Below are 21579 nucleotides of genomic sequence, written 5' to 3'. Positions count from 1 at the left end.
TCAGTTTAGTAAATTTTTTAAAATCTCAGTATAACTGTACGGTTAACTTCTGTAAAGTTTGGCAATCTCCCCAAAGTAATATTAAGCAAAATAAAAAGCTGAGATTAGAGATCCCAGCCTTAATTATTGCAACTTTCACTATGATTTTAAAAACTAGCTATTTATAAAGAGTTAATCTTTATCATTATTTTCATTATCATCAGAGGTTGTTGGTTGATCATCATTCTTCTGATTTGGATCTGATTGTTGATCAGATTTCTCACTTGGAGTTTCCAATGGCGCCGACGGATCAAAATTATGGCCTTCTTTGGCTTGCTTTTTCTCATCGCGCAATTGAGCAATTTTTTTAGCTTCCTCAAATGTAGAAGCCTTTTCTGAAGGAAATTCTTCCTGATTATTTACCGGCATTTTACCAGTATTATATAGACTTAGAATTTGTCTTTCATCCAAGGTTTCATATTTCAACAGTGCTTCGGCAATTGCTTTGTGTTGTTCACGATGACTCTGAATAATGTCAATAGCAGTCTTATGCGCCTCATCCAAAATCTTGCGAACTTCATCATCAATAATTGTAGCAGTTTCTTGAGAATAATTAGGCTGCCCGTAAGCACCGACAGGAGCACCGCCTTTTTCCAGCTGGGTCATTCCCAAACGTTCTGACATACCATATTCAGTTACCATGGCCCGAGCAATCTGGGTTGCTTGTTCAAAGTCATTAGAGGCCCCTGAAGACTGGCTATGGAAAATAATTTCTTCAGCTGTTCTTCCGCCCATTAAACCTGCTACTTGCTCCATCAAATCTTTTTTGGTCAGCAAGTTTTGATCTTCTTTAGGCAGCATAATTGCATAACCGCCTGCACGCCCCCGCGGAATAATTGTTACTTTCCGAACTACCCGCGAATCACTGAGGACAACCCCAATAATTGCGTGGCCAGCTTCATGATAAGCCACCATTTTTCTTTCTTCAGGAGAAATAATACGATCTTTTTTAGCCGGACCGGCAATAACCCGATCTTCGGCCTCATCAATATCGGCTGCATCAATTTTAGTTTTATTTCGCTCAGCAGCTACCAATGCTCCTTCATTGAGAACATTCTCCAAATCTGCCCCCACAAATCCTGGGGTTTGCTGAGCAATGACTTTCAAATCAACATCTTCAGCTAAAGGCTTGTTTTTCGCATGCACCCGTAAAATAGCCTCCCGGCCTTTGACGTCGGGTTGGCCGACAAGAATTTTACGGTCAAATCTGCCTGGACGCAGCAAAGCTGGATCTAAGACATCCGAACGGTTAGTAGCAGCAATAACAATGATTCCTTCTTTGCCAGTAAAACCATCCATTTCTACCAACAATTGATTAAGGGTTTGCTCACGTTCATCATTACCGCCGCCAGTCTTGCCATTGCCCCGCTGCCGACCGATAGCATCAATTTCATCAATAAAAATAATCGCCGGAGCATTCTTTTTAGCGTTAGTAAATAAATCACGAACCCTGGAAGCTCCGACCCCTACGAACATCTCCACGAAATCCGATCCGGAAATTGAATAAAATGGTACTTTGGCTTCTCCAGCAACTGCTCGTGCTAATAAAGTTTTACCAGTTCCCGGAGGTCCTTCTAAAAGCACACCTGAAGGTATCCGTGCTCCCAACGCTAAATATTTACGAGGATCTCTTAAAAAATCTACAACTTCGACTAATTCCTGTTTTTCTTCTTCGGCACCTGCAACATCAGAAAAACGAACCTTATTTTTCTTAGGATCTACCGGCTTAGTTTGGGATTTGCCAAAACTCATAATTTTCCCGGCACCACCACCGCCTTGACCAGCTTGACTCATCATGGAATACAAGAAGAAGAAAAATATCAAAAACGGAACCACGGTAATGGCTAAATTCAGCCACATTCCATTTTGGGATTCCTCATGAGTATTCATTTGGGTCTTAGTTTTCTGAGCTGCTTGACTGATTTGATTGAGAGAAGCATCATTGGGCAAAACTGTTGCAGAAAATTGCTTGGAACTACTGGTTTGCCCAGAATTTTTACCAAAAAGGCTTAAATTATTATTGGACGACTTTTGTTTTTCAGCCCTTTTTAAGGTTCCACTGACTTTATAGACACCATTTGAAGGTTGTAATGAGAATTTTTCTACTTTATTATCACGTAACTGCGTGATAAATTCATTAGAGGTTAAATTTTCTGTTGCTGAGGAACCTTGGCCTCCAACAAACCAACTGGTTGCTAAAATTAATAATATAAAAATAATGATATAAAACAGACTGTTATTCCGCAGTCCATTTCGATTATTTTTCAATCTGGTTTTCCTCCACGCACATGACTTAGTCTATGTTAATACATTAACACAATAATTTAATTGCTTCTATAAATAAACTTCAGGTTTCAAGACCCCAATATAAGGTAAATTACGATAACGATCTTGATAATCCATGCCGTAGCCGACAATAAATTTATCCGGGCAACTAAGGCCCACATAATCAGCCTTTACACTCTGATTACGATGAGCTGGTTTATCAACAAGTGAAACAATTTTAACAGATTTGGCTTTGCGGGAAGCAAATAAATCTCCCAAAGCTTTTAAGGTATTGCCCGTATCAATAATATCTTCAACAAAAATGACATCTCTACCAGCTACAGAAACATCCAAATCCTTAATAATTTTGACATCTCCTGAAGAAGTTGTGCCGCCATGATAACTAGAAACATCCATAAAGTCAATTTCTACACTCTCAGGAATTTGCCTAATTAAATCTGTTAAAAATAAAATTGCTCCCTTCAATACACAAACTAACAAGGGATTTTTGCCTTGATAATCATGAGCTATTTGTTGCCCTAAACGTTGATTAGCAGCAGCAATTTCCTCGGGTGTAAATAATACTTCTTGAATATCTTGATTCATACTCATTTTTATTCTCCTATAATTATTTCAAATAAATATGGCGTTGGACTAACTTGATAGCGATAAACTCCAGGGATCCAAACAATTTGTCCATCAAAAACCAATACCCATAATTGCTCACGCTGATCTTGTGGAATTTTTTGATCGATTAACCTTTTTTTTAATTTCTGATAATGACCGTCAAATAATCGCACTTGATCCCCCGCGTGGCGGGTACGTAGAACAATTTGATGTGGCAAATGGTCAAAGTAAAAGGAAGATGCACTCTTTTGAGTGGACTGTTTTATTGTAATCTTTTGTTGCTCATTTGCCAATATTGGCTGGTCTAATTTTAAGAATAATTCTTTAGAAGAATTAAAAGGCAAGCGCTGCGGCTGAATAACCAGCCGCTGATAAAATTTATCCAATCCCCAACCCTTGGCTACATCTAAATGACCTTGAGGTTTCGCCAAGAGCTGCTGTACTTGCAGTAATTGTTGCTGATTTAATTCTAAATTTAAATTTAAATGAATAAAATTCTGCAGAAATAAAGCTATCATTAAAGGTGGTAATTTTTGTAAACCTAATAAATTTACTTGCCATCCTTGAGCTTGCGACTGAACCACTTGCTGCGCCAAGTTTTGAAAATAAGCTTGTACAAATTTTTGTAAAGTTTGCTGCTGTTCAACAAAAGCCGCAACGTGCTGATTTAAATGAGGATTCTCAGCTTGCAATAAAGGAACGACCTCATTGCGGAGACGATTGCGCATCGTAATATCTTGAAAATTACTCTCATCAACGGCAAATTTAATATGCCGTCTTTGCAAATAATCCTTTAATTCTGACTTGGAAAAATTTAACAACGGCCTTATTAGCTGACCCTGGGCAAACGAACGCTGCGGCAAAATACCGCCACTTTCCCAAAAGCTGCCACTACGAATGAGTTTCATTAAGACTGTTTCTACTTGATCATCATTTTGATGAGCAGTTACCAATTTGTTCAAATGGTATTGGTGCATCAGTTCTGCAAAAAAGTTATAACGAAATATCCGGGCCTGCACTTCCATCGCCTTTAGATTAGAATTATGCTGCCACACAGTAGTATGAAAAGGCACCTGCTGTTGAGCACAAAAGTGGCGCACTAATTCGACTTCTTGTGAACTATGCGCGCGTAAATCAAAATCAACAGTGGCTACTTCTACATGAGCCTTTAAGGCTGCTGGCAGTTTTAATAATAAAGCTAATAAAGCTAAAGAGTCGCTTCCTCCCGAAACCGCTACTAATAAACGATCTTGAGCAGTAAAAAAAGGTTTGTTTTTGATTTGTTGAATAAATTTTAATTCAGTTTGATCCATTTTTAATAAAAAAGTCCGAGGACTAGCTCGAACTTAACCTCGGCGGCCACCACGACCGCCGCGTTTTCCTTCAGTATTTTTTTTCAAAGTGGATAAGCGATCTTGGCTCTCTTTCATAAAGTCGGCCAATAAATCATCAAATCCCTCACTACTGGTTTTTTTCGCAGTTGGTTTGTCATGATGATAAGTCTTTTTACCCGCTTTTGACGGTTGCGGAGATTGTGCTTGCTTAATTGATAAAGCTATTTTGCCATGATTATCGCCCACCACAACAGCAGTTACAATATCTCCCACGCTCAATTTGTCATGGATATCTTTAACATAGTCATTAGAAATCTGGCTAATATGCACCAGACCACTTTGACCATTACCAATATCAACAAAAGCCCCGAAATCTTTTATTCCGGTAACTTTACCTGTTACTTTTGTTCCTACTGATACGGTCATATCTTTTTTCTTACTCCTTAAAAATTAAGATTTTTATTAGCTTCATTGGGAATATTATAAATTATCTCACCATCATGTGAATAGTTAAAACGATACCGAATCAAATTATCTAAGTATTCCGCATCATGCAGTTGACGGACCTGATTAGATAAATCACGATATTGGCTACGGGCCCGCTGCAATTTGTGCTGCTGTTGAACCCACTGCACCTGGGTTTGCGCCTTAGTTTGATGGCTTTGATATAGCTGACTACTAAAAGCCGTTACTATTACAAACATCACCAGCGACAAGGCTGTTATCCGACGGCGATGGATTCGTTTTACCCGTAGTTTAAACTTTTTTTCAGCAGATAAATCACTATTACTCAAATTAATTGGGCGAATATTGTGTGAACGTTGTGTTTGTGGCAAAATAACCCCCCCAAAAAAAGCCTCTAAACTGAGTATAACAACATCAATATTGACTGTCTAGAATTTATTACAGGTTTTTGCGGTTATTTTGCAAGTATTTTATAAAGATCGGTAGCCGCATTTTTCTTTACATTTTCTGCTATCTGTAAAACTTCTACTGCCACAATTTTATCACCGTAGTGAATCGTGATTTTATCACCAACGTTAACTGCCGTAGAAGATTTTGCCGGTCGATTGTTGATCTCAATTCGACCCTTATCGGCAATTTCTTTAGCAAGAGTTCGCCTTTTAACTAATCGCGAAATTTTTAAATATTTATCTAAGCGCATGTTTTTCTCCTAATTTTTGTAAAATTCGTTGACCGCCAGGTAATATTTTCCATTCTTGACCCGTTAATAATTGCCAACGATAACTTAAGATTACCACTAAAATCACCGAACAAATAATTGTTACACTAACTTCCCATAAAGCACTTAGGCGCGAGAGCGGTGCGAAAAAACGCCAAAAAATACTCATGATTTTAACAAAGATAAATAATAGCAGGACCACTAGACTCAGTTTCAGCAGAAAGTGCTTTTTAAATAATCCCTGACGTAAACTCTGATCAGAATTAAAATATAATAACACCGCCAATATAATACTGGCTAACAAAGTAGCGCTACTAGCACCGAAAATTCCCAGCGGTGGAATTAAAACACGATTCAATAACCATTTACTAATTACAGCTAAAAGTAACGCCAGCCAATTTTGCTGCTGCTGATGTTGTGCCTGCATCAGTGTGTTAATAACGATAGCATAGGCAATAAAGAAGGCTGCTAAAACATATACGGCCAAACTCCAGCTTTGTTGGGCATCTTTAAAAAATAACGTATTAATTTGGGGCATTAAAGCTGCCATTCCGACTGCACAACTAGCCGCTAACACTAAAGCCACATGTAAAGTAATATTCTTTAGTTCTGCTTGTTTGTCTTGATCTGATTGGCTTAATTGCGGCAAAATAGTAGTTGCCAAAGATACTGCTAGCACAATAGCTAACTGGGCCAAAGATTGAGCCCGATCATAAATACCCTTTAATTCTTGCGCATGTTGATAAAAGGCAGCTTGCAAGGCCTTAAAAACGGTAAAAGAGTCAATAGCCTGAAATAAAACTAAGACCCCACTAAATAAGCTCAATAACAGGCCTTCAGATAAAAAGCGCCGCAATAAATGACTGTTACCGGCTTTTCTTAATTGCGGCTGCGGCTTAGCTGAGATCGGCAAATGAAAACCTAAAAGTATTATTATCGCCCCCGCAGCACCAATTGCAGCTCCGGCATGAGCCCAAGTTCCCATTAGATAATCACGTGAACTTAGGCAGATTGCCGCTATAATAATTATCAATACTCGAATAATTTGTTCGCTCACCTGCGAGATTGCAGTAGGGAGCATCTGTAAATCACTCTGATAAATTCCCCGCAATACAGCTTCTAGAGGCGCCAATAAATAAAACCAAGATAACACCGCGACTAAGGGCGTTAAAGACGGATCTCCCATCCCTGAAGCAATCTGTGGCGCAGCTAACTTTAACAACAGAGCTCCTAAAATTCCTAATACAAGGGCTCCTTGAAGCAAGTGCCGCTGATTTTGCGCCTGATTTACTTTATCTTCTGCCAAAACCTGGGAGACAAACATTGGTAACCCGCTTAGAGCAATAGCAGTGCAGAGACCATATAAAGGATATACCTGCTGATAAATAAAAAAACCGCGGTTACCAACCAAATTCTGTAGAGGTATCCGATAAAGGGCACTCAAAATCTTGGTTATTAATGAAGAAATAGTTAAAACCCAAGTTTCTGCAAAAAATAGTGACATTCCTTTATTTTTCATAATTTTTATTTAGCAACCGGCTGAGCCGCTTGGGCCCAACGTTGCAGCAAAGTTTGTAATTGCTTTAAATAATCCGAATGATGCTCAGTATTTAAAGAAACTGTAAAATATTCATGTTCAAAGTTAACTTGCGCTTTCATAGAGCTCAGAGCTAAATCCTGAAAAATCTTCTCACCATTTAAATACTTATCCGCCTCCACACCAAAAGTAATCATTATTTGCTGAGATTGTTGCTTAATTTTGGTAATTAAAGCTTGATTCGCCAGTAATTTTAAGTGGGTAGCTTTTAATAAATTAGCTACCTCACTTGGATACTGTCCAAAACGATCCTTAAACTCTTGCTGTAAATCAGTTAACTCAGCTTCACTTTTAGCTTGACGCAGACGCTTATACATTTCAATTTTTTGCCGTTCATCACTAATATAACTAGTAGGTATATAAGCTTCTAAATCTAATTGAATTTGGGCATCTGTACGCGGATGTTGGCGATTTTTACCTTGTTTTTTAGCCACTGCTTCTGCCAGCATTTGTGTATACAAATCATAGCCGACTGAATCAATGAAACCATGCTGCTGTTTACCTAATAAGTTTCCTGCACCACGAATTGCTAAATCCCGCATCGCAATTTTAAAACCTGAACCAAGTTCAGTAAAATTCTTAACCGCTTCTAAACGTTTTTCTCCAACTTCACTTAAAGTTTTATCTTTTTGATACATAAAATAAGCATAAGCTACACGACTGGAACGCCCAACTCGGCCACGCAATTGGTAAAGCTGTGACAAACCATACCGATCAGCATTTTCTACAATTAGGGTATTAGTATTAGAAATATCAACTCCAGTTTCGATAATGGTAGTTGTTACTAAAACATCATAATCTCCATTTAGAAAATCACTCATAACTCCCTCTAACTGGGCCTGAGTCATTTTCCCATGCGCTATTGCTACATGCGCATCTGGAACCAAAGTTGCTAACAAACTGGCGGTTTGTTCAATATCTTCAACCCGATTGTGCAAATAAAAGACTTGCCCATTACGATTTAGCTCCCGTTCAATAGCACTTCTAATAACATCATAATTTTGCTCCATTACAAAAGTTTGAATCGGATAACGATTAGGAGGTGCAGTTTCGATTACGGACAAGTCGCGAACGCCCATCATCGACATATTTAAGGTTCGCGGAATTGGCGTAGCGGTTAAAGTTAACACATCAATTTGTGATTTCATTTGTTTTAAGCGCTCTTTATGTTTAACTCCAAAACGCTGCTCTTCATCAATAATTAAGAAGCCTAAATCTAAAAATTGGACATCTTTAGATAAAATGCGATGTGTCCCTACGACCATATCAATAGTTCCAGCGGCTAACCCGGCCTTAATTTCACTTTGCTGCGAAGGTGTTTGAAAACGGGTCAAAATAGCAGTTTTAATCGGAAAATCAGCAAAACGCTCCTGCATTGTTTGATAATGCTGCTGAGCTAAAATTGTGGTCGGAACTAAAAAGGCCACTTGTTTACCGTCATTAATAGCTTTAAAAGCTGCTCTTAACGCCACTTCAGTTTTACCAAAACCAACATCGCCCACTAATAAACGGTCCATTGGATGTGGGCTTTCCATATCGCGCTTGACCTCAGCAATACTACGTAACTGGTCTGGAGTTTCAACATACGGAAATTGGGCATCAAATTGCTTCTGTAAATCATCATCCGCAGAAAAAGCATAACCCTTTTCTGCTTCACGTTGAGCATACAAATCAATTAAATCATCAGCAATATCTTCAATATTTTTTTGAACACGTTGTTTAGTCTTATGCCATTCGGTACCGCCTAATTTGTTTAATTTAGGAGCTTTGCCCTGAGCCGAAACATATTTTTGAACCATATCCAGTTGTGTAACTGGAATAAACAATTGTCCCTGATCGCGATATTCAATCGTAATATAATCTTGATGCTTGCCGTCAACTTCTAAGGTCTGAATACCTAAAAATTTACCAATACCATGGTTGACATGGACTACATAGTCTCCGGGTTTAAGATCAGTATAACTTTTTAAACGTTCGGCATTGCTCATCGTTGTCCGCGAGCGTCGCCGCTTAGGCTGCTTATTAAATAATTCTTTTTCAGTGATCACTACAATTCGTTCATCAGCCAACTCAAAACCCGTGTGTAAGCCGCCCACAACCAGCTGTGTTTGAGCCGGTTTAATATTATTAATAGCACTCACATCCGCCGTAATTCCAAAATCTGTTAAAGTTTGCTGCATTTTTTGCAAACGGGCAGAAGAACTAATTAAAAGAATAACGGTGGCTGCTTGTTTTTGCCATCTTTCAATCTCCGCCTTTAACAAAGGTAAATTACTAAAAAACTGCTGAATAGAGCGGCTAGTAACATTAAGCAATTGTTCTAAGCGAAGATGTCCACGACTCCGCGGGAACAGCGACAAAAAAATCTCTCCCTGCGAAATAGCCGTGACCGCTTGCTTAAAAGTCCAGCGAAATTTTAAGTCCGGCAATAATTTACCAGTTTCCAATTGGCCACTAAACCAAGCCGTGTTTTCTTCATTATTAGTTCGATCTTGTTCTTGAATTCGCTCATAATCATCAAAAATGACTAAACTTTGCGAAACTAAATAATCGGTTATTTTAGCTGGTTGAGTATATAAAAAATCAATATATTCGCCTAAATTATCTACTCGCTCACCTGCCAGCAAAGCCTCAATATCACTTTGATAATTAGTCTGTAAAGTCTTGATTATTTGCTGATCTTTAACTTTTTGGACATGCTGGGCGAGGACTTTTTTTAATTGTCGACCCACTTCCTGCAAACGATTAGAGTCAACAATTTGATCACTGGCAGGACTCAATAAAACTTGCTGGTATTGGGTTTGACTGCGTTGCGTTTCAGGATTAAAACTATGAATTGTATCGATTTCATCACCAAAAAATTCTATACGCCATGGCTTTTTTTCCGTCAGGGGAAAAATATCAAAAATATCGCCCCGAATGGCATATTCTCCGGGACTAGAGACTAAGGAATCCCGGTGATAACCCATTGTTAAGAGTTTTTCCGGTAATTTAGTTAAATCAAAATTGTCACCTACCTGTAACTTTAAATGATTTTCGGCAAAATCTGCAGGTGTCGGTAAAACATATTCCAATCCCGCAATGGAAGTTACTACAATTCCGGTTTTTTGAGACTGCAAAAAATCTAAAGTCTTCAAGCGCTGACTTAAAGATTCCGGGGAACTAACCGCAATCTGGGTTGCAATCGATGATTCCAACAAAAAAACCTGTACTTGTTCGTCCGGCAGTAATTGGCTGAGATCATCCGCTAATTGACTGGCATGATAGGAATCCGGCTCAACGACTAAAAGCGGCTGCGCTGTTTTTCTTAACAAATGAGCTAAAAAGAGCGTTTTTGCCGACCCGGTCAATCCCGTTAACATTTGCTGCGATTGCGGTTTCAAATTTTCAATAAATGTCTCTAATTGTTTATTTTGATTAAAACAATCAATTAATTGCAATTTTTCCTCCTCATTAATTGAATTGATTCATAGATTGGGCAAAGTCATCATACTGAATCCAATTTTCAACAGCAGCGGCAGCCTGTTCAATTCCCTTTAAAGCCTGAGCTTCCAGCTGCTTATCAAAGGGAGTCAGGACCCAATCAACGACGTGCTGGCGATCAGGATGTCCAATACCAATTTTAACTCTTTTAAAAGTATTACTGCCGATTGCAGCAATGATGCTTTTAATTCCATTATGACCCCCAGCTGATCCTTTAGCACGTAAACGGACTTTGCCAACAGGTAAGTCCAGATCATCCTGAATAATTAAGATTTCCGAAGGCAAAATTTGATAATACCCCATCAGCATTTTAACCGCATATCCGGAATTATTCATAAAAGTTAAAGGCTTAACTAGATAAATGGTTTCTCCTTGATATTTAAATCTGACATCCAGTGCTGAAAACTCGTTTTTAGTTAATTGGACTTGATAATCTGCTGCTAATTTATCAATGGTCATAAAACCCATATTATGTTTAGTTTTAGTATAGTTGGAGCCTGGATTACCTAAACCAAAAATTGCTTTCATTTTTTATCATCCTATTTCTTTTAAGATCTAAAGTTGTCATTGAGCCGCAACACAAAAACTGCCGGCTCTAAATTCTTCCCTCGTTGCTGTTTTCAAGAAAAAGCAGCCTAGGGAAGATCGCAACCGGAAATAATTTTATTTTATACTAACTTATAATAGATGCTTGATGATTATAACATAAATACCCAACATCCAAGAAATTTAAGCAAGTATAAACCTTTTATTTCATAAAAAATAATTGAGATTTTCGAAAAATAAAATCGCTTTCAGAAAAATAATCCATTAAATTCATGTTAGAATAGTACGTGAATTAATTGTTTATTGAATTTTGAAGGGAGACATATTGATGTCTAGTATTACTGATAAAAATCATACAAAAGTTATTTTAGTCGGTGATGGAGCTGTAGGTTCAACTTTTGCTTACGCTATGACTTTGCAAGGAATCGCTAATGAAATTGGTATTGTTGATGTGGTTAAAGATAAAACCCGCGGCGATGCTTTAGATTTATCCGACGCTACTCCTTTTAGCGCACCCACTCATATTTATTCTACTGATTATAGTGATGCTAAAGATGCTGATATTGTAGTTATTACTGCCGGTGCACCTCAAAAACCTGGTGAAACTCGTTTAGATTTAGTCAACAAAAACTTAAATATCTTAAAATCAATTGTGGAACCAGTTGTTGCTTCCGGCTTTAACGGTATCTTTTTAGTAGTTGCCAATCCTGTTGATATTTTAACTTATGGTACTTGGAAGCTTTCTGGTTTTCCTAAAGAACGGGTTATCGGTTCTGGTACTTCTTTGGACACTGCGCGCTTACAAAAATTTGTCGGTCAAGAATTAAATCTGGATCCGCGCTCTATTCATGGTTACATGTTAGGTGAACACGGAGATAGCGAGTTTGCTGCTTGGTCACACTTAACCATTGGTGGCCTCACCATGGCAGAAATTCAAAAAACTCATCCAGAACTTACTGATGAAAAATTGCAAGAAATCAATGATACTGTGGTGCATGCCGCTTATGAAATTATCAACACTAAAGGAGCAACTTTCTATGGTGTAGGTACAGCAGCAGCGACTATCTGCAAAGCCTTGTTGCGCGACGAAAATACTATTTTACCTTTATCTGTTTACATGGATGGTCAATATGGTGTCAAAGATCTCTATATCAGTTCGCCAACCGTAGTTAACCGTAATGGTGTCCGGCAGATTTTAGAAGTTCCGCTAAATGATGCTGAAAAAGAAAAAATGGCTAATTCCGCAGCTCAACTAGAAAAAGTCGCTCATGACGGTTTCAAAGCTACCGGTATTGAATAATTTAATTTTTTATTAATAACTGTTAAAAACCTATAATTGTCAGGTACTGATTGAAACTGATAATTAGGGTTTTTTTATTTGCTAAAACTAACATAATTGAAGCAATTAGTTTCATTTAATCTTTCGGAAGGCTTATCTCATGAAAACTCATTTTTATGTTATAATATAACGTAACTAAAATGGGAGCAGTTCAAGTAACTTTCTTGTTTATTCGCAACAGAACAACCCCTTGTTTTTCGCTAAACTGATTAAGTGAGGTAAAATCAATGTTAATCAAATCTTTAGTAATGAAAAAACGTTTTTTAACCACGGTTCAAGAATCTGTAACCTTGCAGCAGGCTTTAGATATTTTGGAGGATACCGGTTTTCGCTGCGTACCTATCCTGGATGAAACGGGAACTATTTTCCGGGGCAATATTTACAAAATGCACATTTACCGCCATAAATCACGCGGTGGTGACTTAAATTTGCCAGTTACCTATCTTTTAAAAAATGCAACTAAGACTATTCCCATTAATGCCCCCTTTTTTAAAGTCTTCTTTAATATTAAAGATTTACCTTATATTGCGGTTTTAGATGAAAATAGTCACTTTTACGGGATTTTGACACATACTAAGTTATTGAACATGTTATCGGAGGCTTGGAATGTCCACACGGGTAGTTATGTATTAACTGTCATCTCTTCTGGACAAAGAGGCGAACTGGCTGAAATGTCCAACATCATCAGTAAAGAAGTTAGTATTGCGGGCTGTATGACTTTAGATGCCCGGAAAAATGCTTTAGTCAGACGTAACTTATTCACCTTGCAACCGAATGTCACGATGGAACAATTACAAAAAATTATTGCTGAACTGGAAGAAAATAATTATCGTGTTTCAGAAGTTGATGATCTCCAAAAACAAAGCATTTTAGAAAATATTCCTGAAGCCAAGTAAAAATACTAAAATCGAGGTAGCCAATTACAAGCTACCTCGATTTTTTTTATAATTATCCGCTTTATTTTTTAATATTTATGAACACCAATAACTCACAAAAGCAGTACTCATTATAAATGAATACTGACTTTTAAGGCTTTATCAACAGCCGCCATTTTTTCCGCTGATAATGTAGTAACCTTTTCTTTTAAACGCTGTTTATCAATTGTACGAATTTGTTCTGTTAAAATAACAGAATCCTTGCTAAAACCATCAGCAGTAGTGATTCCTACATGTGTCGGCATCTTCGGTTTTTGAATACGTCCAGTGATAGCAGCAACAATTGTTGTTGGACTATATTTGTTACCAATATTATTTTGAATGACTAATACGGGACGCATACCGCCTTGCTCAGACCCCACTACAGGTGATAAATCAGCATAGAATACATCGCCGCGTTTAATTAAAGTAACCACAGCTTTTTTTGTCAGCCTCCTGTTCACAAATTGAAAAAGCGTCGCACATTTCTTCGTTAATATCTGCCATATATAAATAACCATGGATTAATTGAGCTGCAAAACTACTTTCACTCTGAAAAAAATTTAACAGAGCCACATCAATCACCCAATTAACATCACAAGCATTCTCATCACTATACTTCTGTAACCGATCTAAAACGTCAGCGTCTAGTCGAACTGAAACATCTTTTTGAACTTCGGCCATGGCTAATACCTCCTCCTGGTAGTCTCACCACTAATATAACATCAAAGAGGAGTTAATTCACGTATTTTCGGGGAATTCGATCAGATAAATTGCAAAGGATTTCATAGTTAATAGTATGAGCATATTCTGCTGCTGTTTCAGCGCTCAGATTTATTTTTTGATCGGCACCAATTAAAGTAACTTTTGTTCCCAAAGGATAAAACTTAGGTACTTTAATCATCATCTGATCCATACAAACCCGCCCGACAATCGGACAAAGCTCGCCAGCTACAGAAACATAACTGCCGCCCATCCGTCGCAGCCAACCATCTGCATAGCCCAAAGGTAAAGTAGCAATAATTTCTGATTGCGCTGCCGTATAAGTAGCTCCGTAACTTATTTTTTGTCCGGGTGCAACTTGCTTAATATGCACAATTTCTGTTTGCAAAGATAAAGCAGGCTGCAATTTGTAAGGCGGCTCAATGGCTTTTCCGGAAGGATTAAGACCATACAGTGCAATTCCTAAACGAATCATATTACATTGACAATCTAAATGCCATAAAGAAGTAGCCGAATTAGCACAATGAATATATTTAAATTTCACAGGTAAATCAGCAGTCAAGTGCTGAAAATTTTCTACCTGAAACTGGAAGTATTGCGTGTCCACCTCATCAGCAGTAGCAAAGTGCGTAAAAATTCCTTCAGGAAGCAATTTGGAATGTTGCTGGATAAAATCACAAGCTTGAAGTACTTCCGCTTTTTTTGTCAAACCAATTCGTCCCATACCAGTATCTAAGGCCAGATGAACCTTCAGCGGTTGTTCCAAAACAGCAGCTGCATCCTCAAGCCATTTTAAAGTAGCAACAGTTAGCGAAATATCAGCTTGAGCAGCTATTTTTGCTTGTTGTACTGGCGTTATTCCTAAAACTAAAATGGGCTCCTGTAAGCCTGCCTGTCGCAACTCCAAGGCTTCATCCAAGGTAGCGACGCAAAATCCATCCACGCCCATTTGACTTAAGGTTGTGGCTACTACTACAGCACCATGCCCATAGGCATTAGCTTTTACTACCGCAAAAATGTTAGTTTGCGGATTTAGTAACTGTTTTTCGTGCTGAAAATTATTTCTTAGGGCCTGACGGTCAACTATTATTTGCGTAGATCGGTGAATTGCTGGTTTCATAGCTAATTTACTCTTTTCTCTAAAATAACCTCAGTAAATACATAATCAACAGTATGAGAAATCGAAATCCAGACTTTACCTGGGTAAATTTGTTGTTCAACATAGGGCCGACCACGCTGATCATTTAAAATTGACAAATCCTGAAAACTGATCGCGCCAATCCCTGTTCCCCAAGCCTTACTAAAAGATTCTTTGGCAGAAAAACGCCCCGCTAAAAATTCTTGTCGCCTTCTAGCAGTATATTGACGATAAATTGCCAATTCCGCGGGAGTTAAAATCCGGGTAACAAAACCGGCAGTTTGTTGACTAGCTCGCCAAACACGGGCAATTTCGGTAATGTCGATTCCTATTCCTTGAATCATCTTCTTACCTCAAACAAAAACGCCGTTGAAATCTGACAAATTCAACTACGTTAATCCATATTATCACTTTAACCTTGAGTACGAATATTATAACTGTGACGCTTATTTTGTCGATGATTAAAATGATTTTGATCGTGCCGAGAGCGTCCCCGACGATTTTCAAAATGATAGTCTCGATGGCCGGAACGCCGACTACGATAGCGATTGCCGCTGCGGTTATCATGTGAACGGCGACTAGGTAACGGGCGTTCAGGTGTAATCTTTACCGGGATAGCTTCCGGATCTTTGCTCAGATTCTTCAACAATAACTGCGCTAAGGTTAAAGGATCATATTCATCCAACAGCTCCTGAGCCGCATTCGCAAATTTATCTAATTTATCATTTTCTACTTGCCGAGTTATTTCCAGCTTAGCAGTATCAATTTGTCCCGCTAAAGCTTCCGCATCAGTCGGAGGTTTTAACGGCAACATCCGCACATTAGTTAATTGTTCAATCGAACGCAAGTAGCTCATTTCGTTAGGAGCTACAAAAGTTACAGAAACTCCCGAACGGCCAGCTCTTCCTGTTCGGCCAATTCGATGCACATAACTATCAGGATCTTGAGGAATATCATAATTATAAACATGACTCACACCCGAAATATCTAATCCGCGCGCAGCCACATCGGTAGCAACTAAATAGTTGAGCTTTTCTGCTTTAAATTGACGTAAAACACTCATCCGCTTTTGCTGAGATAAGTCTCCATGGATGCCTTCAGCATTATATCCGCGAGCTTTTAAACCCCGTGTTAATTCATCAACTCGTCTTTTAGTCCTTCCAAAGATTAAGGCCAACTCCGGCTTTTGCACATCAAACAGCCGTGTCATAATATTAAATTTTTCATATTCTTTAGAACGAACCATATACTGCTCAATCTTATCAGCCGTTAATTCTTTAGATTTAATTTTAACAATCTGTGGCTGTTGCATAAACTTTTCGGCAATTCTCATAATTGGTTTGGGCATGGTAGCAGAATAAAGTAAAGTTTGATGTTGTGAAGGGACATTTTCCAAAATATTTTCAATATCTTCGACAAAGCCCATATCTAACATTTCATCAGCTTCATCTAAAACTACCCGTTGCACTGCTTCCAATTTCAAAGTGTGGCGCTTTAAATGATCTAATAAGCGGCCCGGTGTTCCTACAACTACTTGCGGGTGTTCCCGTAGTTGCTTAATCTGCCGGCGAATATCAGAACCTCCATACACGGCGATCACCTTGGCATGGCGATATTTGCCTAAACGCTGTAATTCTTCTTGAGTTTGAACCGCCAGTTCGCGGGTGGGAGAAATAATTAACGCTTGAATGTGCGGATTTTGTACATCTATTTCCTGCAGAATTGGTAGTCCAAAAGAAGCTGTTTTACCCGTTCCAGTTTGCGCTTGACCAATAACATCAACTCCGGAAAGTACTAATGGAATTGTCTGTGCTTGAATGGGAGTAGCTTCATTAAAGCCGGCTTCAGCAATAGCTGAGAGTAGGCTGTCATCTAAATTAAGTTCATTAAATTTCAAAAATATCCTCCTAGATTTTGTGAAAGTTTATCACAAAACCGGTGTTCATCCTTGAAACTCTAACCGTCTTGTAATTCACTTATATTTTTTCAGAAACTTTCACCAGTTAATAACTTTAACATTTTTTAAAGCCAAGATAAAGTAAAAAATATTATTTTTAGAGAGAAGTGGCCGATTTATAATGGCGTACCAATTTCTTTCTGAACTCTTCCAAAAAGAAGACTGGAATTGGAATACAAATTAAAAAGAGCCATTCTTCAGCATTTAAAGGACCCGTTTGAAAAACATTTTGTAGCAGCGGAACATACATTAAAACAATTAAAATCAAAAATTCGGCAAAAATACCAATATTAATTTTATGATTACTAAAGACACCTAAATTCCAAACTGAAGCATTCTGTGTACGGCAATTTAAAACATTAGCCATTTGACAAAAGACCACCGCTGCCAAAGTCATAGTAGTTGCTTCAATATAAGGTTCACCACTGGCTGCTAAAGGTACCTGTGGCCAACCAAAGGTATGATTAACAAAGAAATAACCGGCCGTGGAAACAACTGACCCAATTAGACCATACCAGCCAAAAGCGCGCCAGAGAACATTTTTAGTTAATAAATGAGCCTGACGTGAACGCGGCGGCAGTTTCATAATCCCCGGTTCTGCACTTTCAGCACCTAATCCCAAGGCCGGCAGCATATCTGTCCCTAAATCAATGGTTAAAATCTGCATTACCGTTAAAGGCAGTGGTATTGCCCCTTTACTTAGTAAAAAGAGCACCGAAGGGATCGCTTCTGCTACATTAGAATTCAAAATATAGGTCAGAAATTTTTGAATATTATTATAAACTGTTCGGCCTTCTTCGATCGCGGCTACAATAGAGGCAAAATTATCGTCAGTTAAAATCATATCAGCTGCATCTTTAGCTACATCAGTGCCGGTTACTCCCATTGCCACACCAATATTAGCCTTCTTTAAGGCAGGCGCATCATTAACACCGTCACCAGTAGATGCCACAATTTCTCCCATGTCCTGTAAAGTAGAGACTATTTTATATTTCTGCTCCGGTGCCACTCGGGCAAAAATAAGTTCTTCTTTAAAGGCTGCCTTTAAATCTTGTGTACTCATTGTTTTTAACTGGGTCCCAGTAATTACCCGGACATTGGGATTAGAAACAATCTTAATTTGTGCAGCAATACTTCTGGCGACAACCGGACTATCTCCAGTAACCATAATAATTCGAATATTAGCATCATGGCATTTCTTCACCGCGGCAAAAATCTCTGGGCGTGCCGGATCAGCCATCGCTGCTTGTCCTAATAAAATTAAATTCTGTTCCACTGCTGAAATATCCCAACTGCTTAAATCAGTCGGCACATCTTGGGCCGCTACGTCCCGATAGGCTACTGCTAGAGTACGCAACCCGGCTTTGGCATAGTCACTTTCTGCTTTTTGCGCCCGTTGAAGATCCTGCGCAGTTATTGAACGTATCCCGTCATGATCCATAATTTGACTACAACAATTTAAAGTATCACCTAAAGAACCTTTGACACAAATTCGCACAGAACCATCAGGCAAACGATTAATTGTACTCATCCGCTTACGTTCCGAATCAAAGGTTAATTCTTTCAGGCGGGGATACTGTTTTTCCACATTATCTGCCAATACTCCCGCTTTTTGGGCCATTACAATCATGGCTGCTTCAGTTGGAGTTCCGAGTAATTTAGGCTTTTCTCCTTCTTTTTGCGGTGGTTCAATCCTGGTATCATTATCCAAAGTTGCAACTTCCAGAAAACGTTGCAGTTCCGGTTGTTGTTTTAATTCTACCGGATGTCCCCGAAATTTAATATCACCATTAGCCAGATAACCCTTACCGGTCACTAAAAATTCGCGAAAAGGCAGCCAAATATGATTGACAGTCATTTGATTTTGGGTCAAAGTTCCCGTTTTGTCTGAACAAATAACGGTAGTTTCACCCAAAGTCTCCACTGAATTCAATTCTTTAACTAAGGCATGTTTTTTAGCCATCCGCGTTACTCCTTGAGCTAGAGAAAGCGTAACTGTGGGCAATAAGCCTTCCGGAATGAAGGCCACGATCATTCCTAAAGCAAAAATAAATGCTTTTGCCCAAGGATAATGAACTACCGAGACAGCTAAGAGAAAAAAGGCGAGACCGATAATAATCGCCAAAATTGATAATTGGCGGGTCAATTGATTGAGTTCTTGGGTCAGTGGACTATCAGCTTGTTCTTGAGTTTGGGTTAAAGAAGCAATTTTTCCAAATTCAGTATCCATGCCGGTAGCTAAAGCAACCGCCACCCCAGTTCCAGCACCGACACTGGTTCCAGCATACAGCAAATTAGCTTCCGCAAATTCTCCTTCTCCCGGGGCATATTGGACTTGCTTACTTTCCGGGACCGATTCACCAGTTAAAGCCGATTGATCTACTTGGAGCGAATTGGCTTCCAGCAGCATCGCATCCGCTGAAATAGCATCACCCGCTTGTAAAACAAAAACATCACCAGGCACTAAATTTTCAACATTAATTTGGACTAATTTTTGATCACGATATACCCGCACGTATGAGGGCAGCATTTTCATTAAAGAATCAGTTGCTTTTTGTGCTGTATGTTCCTGCCAATAAGAAAATATTCCATTAATGACATTGACCGCCCAAATGGCAATTCCCAATTCCGGCATCCCAGCAATGATAGCGATTACACCGCCGACCCACAATAAAATAGCCATTAAACTCGTAAAATTTTTCAAAAAAACTTTGAGTTGTGATTTTTTGGCATTTTTACTAATTTTGTTAGGCCCGTATTTCGCCAAACGTTTTTGCGCGTCACTGCTACTCAGACCTTTCTGGGAAGTTTGCATCTTTGCTAAAACTTGAGTAATAGGTTGCTGAGCCAAAGCTCGTGTCTGTTGTACATTAGCCAAAGTTGACATCTCCTTTAAATTTCTCCCTTATCTTAAACCTTAGCAGACTATTTTTCATGCCTAATTGCGATTTAATTAAAAATATTTCTATAAATAAAGTAAGTTAAAAATTTAAAAGAGAAATCAACTTGGTTTATGGCAAAAGTGCAGCCAAAACTTGATCTAAATGTAACCCATTGCTGGCTTTTAATAGCACCATATCGTCAGCTTTTAGGTCTTTTTTTAAGGCGGCAATCAACAAGTCCATTTGGCCTAATTGATAATAATAAACCGGTAAGCTCTGTTTTAAAGCCACCTGCAAAGATTTCATTAAATCACCATAAAGATAGACTGCAGCAATCTGATCAGGATTAATGGCTTGAGCAACTTGGGCATGCATATCGGCCGCCTGCTCACCTAGTTCCAACATATCTCCTAATACTAACAAACGGCGCCCAGCAGCTGGTACACGACTAAAGTTTTTAATAACATCAATCATGGCAGTCGGATTAGCATTATAAACATCACTCAAAATTTGTGCTCCATTAGCAGCTTTAAGCCACTGAGTGCGATTTTTAGTAGGTTGAAAGTGGGCCAAAGCCTGCTGCATTTTTGGCAATTCGACTCCTAAACGAGCTCCCACTGAAAGAGCTGCCAAAGCATTATCCACATTGTAATCACCTAACATCGGAATCAAAAATTGCTGCTGTGGCCATTTATTAGTCATAAAAGTAGTTTGTTCTTTAGTAGGCACAATCTGGCTGGCCCTTAAATCATTAGAAGATTGCCGGCCAAAAGTAAGTTGTTCTTGGGTTAAACTTTGTGCTCGTTGCCGCAAAAGCGGCTCATCACCATTATAAATAAAGGTTCCTGTCGGTTTTAAAAATTGAGTGATTTCCATTTTGGCATCTGCAATTTTAGCCCGCGTACCAAAAAATTCAATATGGGCTTCACCAATCATAGTAATCACCGCAATATCAGGATCCACCAAAGACGACAGGGCCGCTAATTCTCCCGCATGATCCATTCCCATTTCGACCACTAAAACCTCTGTGGATTGTTCCATCGATAAAATAGTGATAGGAACGCCAATTTCATTATTGTGGTTGGCTTGAGTTTTAACAACTTGATATTTTTCTGCCAAAATAGCAGCAGTCATATCTTTAGTGGTCGTTTTGCCGTTACTTCCGGTTATTGCTACTACCAGTGGATTTATTTTTTTTAAATAATAATGACTTAATTGCTGTAAAGCTGCGAGCGTATCGGTAACCGGTAAATAATTATGCGCCCCAGCAGGTAAAGGATGATCCTTCTGCCAGAGGGTGGCACTAGCACCATTTTCAAAAGCAGCTGCGACAAAGTCATGCCCATCACGCGCAGCAACTAGCGGTACAAATAAGGATCCCGGCTGTGCTTGGCGACTATCAAAAACTACTTGAGTAATAGTCGTTTCAGTTAATCCTTGCATTTCAATGTGCAAAGCGTGTGCAATTTCAGTTAATTTCATCTGCATAATATTACTCCTAAAAATACTTTTATTTCAGCATACTAAAAAAAAACTTGTAATGATAGTGCTA

At 38.7% G+C, this 21579-nt stretch carries 18 protein-coding genes; 2 read left to right on the top strand and 16 right to left on the bottom strand.

Annotated elements, in window-relative coordinates; all coding sequences use genetic code 11:
- Positions 1–171 precede the first annotated feature (171 nt).
- The 9 genes from ftsH to pth form a co-directional block, all read right to left on the bottom strand.
- Positions 172–2307 carry an ATP-dependent zinc metalloprotease FtsH gene (gene ftsH, locus JG29_RS01620; protein ID WP_045922215.1) on the bottom strand — a complete coding sequence of 712 codons (2136 nt, stop codon included), beginning with the start codon at positions 2305–2307 and terminating at the stop codon, positions 172–174.
- Positions 2308–2373: 66 nt separating this feature from the next.
- Positions 2374–2910: a hypoxanthine phosphoribosyltransferase gene (gene hpt, locus JG29_RS01615; RefSeq protein WP_045922698.1), complete on the bottom strand. Its 537-nt coding sequence runs from the start codon at positions 2908–2910 to the stop codon at positions 2374–2376.
- Between the two features lie 8 nt (positions 2911–2918).
- Complete coding sequence (gene tilS, locus JG29_RS01610; RefSeq protein ID WP_045922214.1) at positions 2919–4244, bottom strand: tRNA lysidine(34) synthetase TilS; 1326 nt, start codon at positions 4242–4244, stop codon at positions 2919–2921.
- Positions 4245–4277: 33 nt separating this feature from the next.
- Positions 4278–4691 carry a S1 RNA-binding domain-containing protein gene (locus tag JG29_RS01605; protein ID WP_045922213.1) on the bottom strand — a complete coding sequence of 138 codons (414 nt, stop codon included), beginning with the start codon at positions 4689–4691 and terminating at the stop codon, positions 4278–4280.
- Positions 4692–4708: 17 nt separating this feature from the next.
- On the bottom strand, positions 4709–5101 hold the full coding sequence (locus JG29_RS01600) for an FtsB family cell division protein (RefSeq protein WP_045922212.1): 393 nt from the start codon (positions 5099–5101) through the stop codon (positions 4709–4711).
- An 83-nt stretch (positions 5102–5184) separates the two neighbouring features.
- A complete protein-coding gene (locus JG29_RS08635) occupies positions 5185–5430 on the bottom strand; it encodes an RNA-binding S4 domain-containing protein (RefSeq protein ID WP_084232555.1) in 246 nt (81 codons plus the stop codon).
- The gene (locus JG29_RS01595; RefSeq protein ID WP_084232480.1) at positions 5417–6967 is read right to left on the bottom strand and encodes an oligosaccharide flippase family protein; all 1551 of its coding nucleotides are present in this window, start codon (positions 6965–6967) and stop codon (positions 5417–5419) included. The genes JG29_RS08635 and JG29_RS01595 overlap by 14 nt, the downstream gene beginning before the upstream one ends.
- 5 nt (positions 6968–6972) lie before the next feature.
- Positions 6973–10485, bottom strand: coding sequence for a transcription-repair coupling factor (gene mfd, locus JG29_RS01590; RefSeq protein WP_045922211.1), 3513 nt, complete (start codon positions 10483–10485; stop codon positions 6973–6975).
- Positions 10486–10498: 13 nt separating this feature from the next.
- Positions 10499–11056, bottom strand: a complete 558-nt coding sequence (pth, locus tag JG29_RS01585) for an aminoacyl-tRNA hydrolase (protein ID WP_045922210.1) — start codon at positions 11054–11056, stop codon at positions 10499–10501.
- A gap of 346 nt (positions 11057–11402) precedes the next feature.
- On the opposite strand from pth, the gene JG29_RS01580 reads away from it, so the two are divergent.
- Both JG29_RS01580 and cbpA read left to right on the top strand, forming a co-directional pair.
- Positions 11403–12374 carry an L-lactate dehydrogenase gene (locus JG29_RS01580; protein ID WP_045922209.1) on the top strand — a complete coding sequence of 324 codons (972 nt, stop codon included), beginning with the start codon at positions 11403–11405 and terminating at the stop codon, positions 12372–12374.
- Between the two features lie 266 nt (positions 12375–12640).
- Entirely contained in the window at positions 12641–13309 is a 669-nt protein-coding gene (gene cbpA, locus JG29_RS01575) for a cyclic di-AMP binding protein CbpA (RefSeq protein WP_045922208.1), read from the top strand.
- A 110-nt stretch (positions 13310–13419) separates the two neighbouring features.
- Here cbpA and JG29_RS01570 read toward each other — a convergent pair whose 3' ends face one another.
- The 7 genes from JG29_RS01570 to JG29_RS01540 all read right to left on the bottom strand — a co-directional run bounded on the left by JG29_RS01570 (position 13420) and on the right by JG29_RS01540 (position 21515).
- Positions 13420–13791, bottom strand: coding sequence for a type II toxin-antitoxin system PemK/MazF family toxin (locus JG29_RS01570; protein ID WP_376890620.1), 372 nt, complete (start codon positions 13789–13791; stop codon positions 13420–13422).
- Complete coding sequence (locus JG29_RS08740) at positions 13748–14011, bottom strand: hypothetical protein (protein ID WP_045922206.1); 264 nt, start codon at positions 14009–14011, stop codon at positions 13748–13750. The genes JG29_RS01570 and JG29_RS08740 overlap by 44 nt, the downstream gene beginning before the upstream one ends.
- Before the next feature lie 52 nt (positions 14012–14063).
- Positions 14064–15170, bottom strand: coding sequence for an alanine racemase (gene alr / locus JG29_RS01560; RefSeq protein ID WP_045922205.1), 1107 nt, complete (start codon positions 15168–15170; stop codon positions 14064–14066).
- Positions 15171–15172: 2 nt separating this feature from the next.
- On the bottom strand, positions 15173–15532 hold the full coding sequence (gene acpS, locus JG29_RS01555) for a holo-ACP synthase (RefSeq protein WP_045922204.1): 360 nt from the start codon (positions 15530–15532) through the stop codon (positions 15173–15175).
- Between the two features lie 68 nt (positions 15533–15600).
- Complete coding sequence (cshA, locus tag JG29_RS01550; RefSeq protein WP_045922203.1) at positions 15601–17085, bottom strand: degradosome RNA helicase CshA; 1485 nt, start codon at positions 17083–17085, stop codon at positions 15601–15603.
- Between the two features lie 157 nt (positions 17086–17242).
- Positions 17243–20023 carry a cation-translocating P-type ATPase gene (locus tag JG29_RS01545; RefSeq protein ID WP_045922202.1) on the bottom strand — a complete coding sequence of 927 codons (2781 nt, stop codon included), beginning with the start codon at positions 20021–20023 and terminating at the stop codon, positions 17243–17245.
- A 133-nt stretch (positions 20024–20156) separates the two neighbouring features.
- Positions 20157–21515, bottom strand: a complete 1359-nt coding sequence (locus JG29_RS01540; protein ID WP_045922201.1) for a UDP-N-acetylmuramoyl-tripeptide--D-alanyl-D-alanine ligase — start codon at positions 21513–21515, stop codon at positions 20157–20159.
- Between the last annotated feature and the right edge of the window lie 64 nt (positions 21516–21579).

The sequence above is a fragment of the Bombilactobacillus mellis genome, from assembly GCF_000967245.1.
Taxonomy (GTDB): domain Bacteria; phylum Bacillota; class Bacilli; order Lactobacillales; family Lactobacillaceae; genus Bombilactobacillus; species Bombilactobacillus mellis.
The sequence above is the reverse complement of the archived record's forward strand: the minus strand, read 5'-3'. Positions and strand labels throughout refer to the sequence as shown.